The sequence below is a fragment of the Methanosaeta sp. UBA458 genome (assembly GCF_002496085.1).
In the GTDB taxonomy this organism is placed as follows: Archaea; Halobacteriota; Methanosarcinia; order Methanotrichales; family Methanotrichaceae; genus Methanothrix; species Methanothrix soehngenii.
The window spans coordinates 1-3,737 of the sequence record NZ_DAIK01000162.1 but is presented as its reverse complement, the minus strand read 5'-3'; the positions used below and the strand labels follow the sequence as shown (position 1 = coordinate 3,737).

2 protein-coding genes and 1 pseudogene are annotated in these 3,737 nt (G+C 58.4%); 1 reads left to right on the top strand and 2 read right to left on the bottom strand.

Features of this window, described 5'->3' with window-relative positions; all coding sequences use genetic code 11:
- The coding region (locus BP822_RS11790) for a cation-translocating P-type ATPase (protein WP_286878348.1) at positions 1-2,657 on the top strand (2,657 nt) is incomplete at its 5' end.
- Here the strand turns inward: BP822_RS11790 and BP822_RS11785 are convergent.
- Positions 2,654-3,418, bottom strand: a complete 765-nt coding sequence (locus BP822_RS11785) for a 4-phosphopantoate--beta-alanine ligase (RefSeq protein WP_349681856.1) — start codon at positions 3,416-3,418, stop codon at positions 2,654-2,656. The two genes, BP822_RS11790 and BP822_RS11785, sit on opposite strands and share 4 nt — an antisense overlap.
- Positions 3,411-3,737 (bottom strand): annotated as a pseudogene (locus BP822_RS11780) (GHMP kinase); the annotation flags it as partial. The gene BP822_RS11785 and the pseudogene BP822_RS11780, both read right to left, overlap by 8 nt.

Below are 3,737 nucleotides of genomic sequence, written 5' to 3'. Positions count from 1 at the left end.
CCGAAGGCGGACTGGGAAAGGACGAGGTTGCGGAAAGGTTGAGGATCTATGGGCCGAACAGCCTTCCCAAACCGAAGCCGACGAGCATTGCGGTCTATTTTCTCCGCCAATTTTACAGTCCCTTGATCTACATTCTCCTCCTGGCAGCCGCTATCTCCCTGTTGCTTGGAGACTGGCAGGAGAGCATATTTATCATGATTGTGCTGCTGCTCAACTCAATCATTGGCACCATCCAGGAGTACTCAGCCGAGAAGAGCGCTGAAGCATTGAAGAATATGGTCCGAACCAAGACCCGGGTGATCCGGGGTGGCGAGGAGTTCGAGATAGACTCTGAGGAGCTTGTTCCCGGCGATATAGTCCTCCTGGAGTCAGGAGGAAAGGTTCCAGCCGATATCAGACTGATAGAGGTCCAGGATCTGGTGGTGGACGAGTCTCTGCTCACCGGAGAGTCGATACCAGATGCCAAAGACCCCGATCTGATTCTCGATCGGAGAACCCCACTGGGCGATAGGGAGAACATGGCCTTTGCCGGCACCATTGTAGTATCAGGGAGGGGTAGAGGTGTCGCAGTCGCCACCGCCTCGAATACCGCAGTAGGAGGTCTGGCAGCGTCTCTGGCTGGCAAGCCCGAGACCAAGCCTCCTCTGATCCTGCGCATGGAGAAGTTCAACTCCAAGATCGCTCTGGGCGTGGCCGTGGCTGTGGCGGTGATCTTTGCGGTTGAGATCTACCGGGGAGAGCCAATTTATGATATCTTCCTGCAGTCGGTAGCTTTGGCGGTGGCGGCAGTGCCCGAGGGTCTGCCAGTGGCCATGACTGTGGCTCTGTCCATAGGCATGTCTCGCATGGCAAAGAGAAATGTCATCGTCCGCCGGCTGGTGGCGGTGGAGGCCCTGGGATCATGCAACTTCATCGCCTCGGACAAGACGGGAACCCTTACCGTCAACCAGCTTACTGTTACCAGAGCTGTCATTCCCGGCCAGGATAGCTGGAATGTGATCGATCTGGCGAAAAGCCCTCGGGAAGTGGCAGAGGAAGCAGCAGGGAAGATGGCAGCAGAAGGCCCGGTCGGCAGCCGGTCAGCCGGCCAGACATCTGCCCTGAAGGCCCTGGCTAGAGCCTCGGTTCTGGCAAATGAGGCCTTTTCCGGCTTCCGAGACGGCGGCTGGGACTACCACGGGGATGCAGTGGACGTGGCCCTGCTAATGATGGCTCAGGAGACTGGAGTCACTCAACAGGAGGAGCAGAGCAATTATCCCAGGATCGCTCAGATACCCTTTGAATCCAAGCGCCAGTTCTCAGCCACCCTTCATCAGGGGCCGGATGGGAGGATTGCATTTGCCAAAGGCTCGCCAGAGAAGATCCTGACGATGAGCAGCAGAATGGCCACTTCCGATGGCGAGATCCCTCTGGATCCACAGGGTGCAGATAAAGTGGCCGAGGCTCTGGCCACTGCAGGTTTCAGACTCCTGGCCCTGGCCTCTGGCAGGTTCCCAGAGAACCAGGAATTCGCCGAGAACCGGCTGGAAGGGCTCACATTTTTAGGACTGGTGGGGATGATCGATCCCCTCCGGCCGGAGGCCAAAGCGGCAGTGGAGGCATGCAAGAGCTCGGGCGTCCAGGTGGCAATGGTCACCGGTGATCATCCGGCAACCGCATTTGCCATTTCCAGGGAGCTGGGGCTGGCGGATAGCGTCGACCAGGTGGTCACGGGAATGGAGCTGAAGGATGCTGAGGCCAAAGGCCCGGAGGCAGTCGATGCTCTTACCAGGAAGGGCCGGGTTTACGCCCGGGTTGAGCCCCAGCAGAAGGTGCTCATCACCAACTCTCTGGTGAGAAACGGAAAGCTGGTGGCTGTTACCGGTGACGGAGCCAACGATGCACCCGCGCTGCATGCCGCTCACGTGGGCGTGGCCATGGGCAAGGGCGGGACCGATGTGGCCAAGGAGAGCGCTGACCTCATCATCACCGATGACAACTTCGCCTCCATAGTCTCGGGGATAGAGGAGGGGAGGATCGTCTACAATAACCTGCGAAAGGTGATCTTCTTTTCCATCTCCACCGGAGTGGCGGAGATATTCCTATTCATCTTAGCCCTGATCTTCAATATGCCCCTCCCTCTGCTTGCGGTCCAGCTCCTCTGGCTGAACCTGGTCACCAACGGTATTCAAGATGTAGCCCTGGCCTTCGAGCCCGCCGAGGGCGGGGAGATGAACCGGCCGCCGAGACCGGCGAACGAGGCGATTTTCAACCGTTTGATGGTGGAGAAGGTAGCACTGGTGGCAGTGGTTGTAGGCGGCCTGACCTATGCCATATTCCACTGGCAGATGTCCATGGGCCGGAGCATTGAGGAGGCGAGAAACATCGCTATGATCATGATGGTCCTCTTTGAGAATGCTGTGGTCTTCGCCAGCCGATCAGAGCTCAAGAGCGCTTTCAGCTCCAGTCCACTTAGAAATCCTCTGCTTGTGTTCGGCACCATAGCCGCCATTCTGATCCAGGTGGCTGCCATGTACATGCCTGGTCTGTCCGATGTGTTGCAGATTCATCCCGTCTCTCTGTATCAGTGGGTGGAGCTGGTGGGAGTGGCCCTGGTGGCCTTTGCCGCCATTGAGCTGCATAAGCTCATACGCAGGAGGTTTCCAGTGATAGGTTAATCGCTCCCTTTCCTGAACTGCTCGTCCAGATGGTCCCGGATCTCCTGCACCGCCCCGGCCAGAGTCTCCTGGTTGTCGTATTCATTTAATATCTTCTCCAGATCCGGGCGAGGCTTATTGGAGAGCTGCCTGACCTCTTCCGTCAGCTGGGGAACCGCCCGGAGTATGTTGTCCACAATGCTCACTGTAGCCTTTTTTGCTGTGCGGGAGAGGGGGTTGAGGTCGATGGCAATGACTCTTTTTCCCATGGCCAGCAGGGCCTCGCAACGGTCGCCGTCCTCCAGGGGAATGAGCACCACATCGGCATCGTAGATTCCGCCCCGGGTGGCCAGGGCCCGGGCATGATCAAGGCCTGGTACTGAAGTGTCCGGCCTCTCGCCCAGAACATCTTCTGTCCCCTTCTCCCTTAGCAGATCGGCGATCTTCTTCACCCGTTCCTCGCTGCGGTGAAAGAGGTTCACCTCCAGGGGGATTTTGAGGGCCGCAGCCAGAGCCACCATCTCCTCCGGGACGAGAGCTGCCACATTGCCGTTGACCGAGATCGCTGGCCTCTGGGCTAAGAGGAGCAATGCCGCTCCCGCCCGGATCGCCGCTGCAGCGGAAGCCGTCGTCCTCTCACCCAGGAGATAGTCGAAGCATTCTCCTCTGCCCTGGGCGATCAGCCCCTGGGTGCTGGTATATCCTTTTTTCACTCCTTCTGCCACGCGCTCCCGCGCCACCAGAGAAGCATATCTGGGATGGGATTTGGGAATTTCAGTCAAGGTTAGCACCTCTCTGAGAGATGAAGGTAGTATAGACCTGGCCTGAGCTCTGGAGCCCCTCAATTCCGCCAAAGGCATAGACCGCGTCTCCTAGCATGATCATGCTGGCCCTTCCGCCCTCCGCCTCCACCGCCTCTATCATATCCAGGGCCCAGCTGCTGGCAAGACCCGTCTCCATGGTGAAACGGCGGGAGAGCCGCATGAACTCCTCCAATGTGGGCCTTCTCAATAGATCCTTCAGGGCAGCCCGGCCAGCCTCATTTATGGATGACATGATGCTCTGGTCGGAGAGCACCTCCCGGGTGGAGATCGGGCCCCG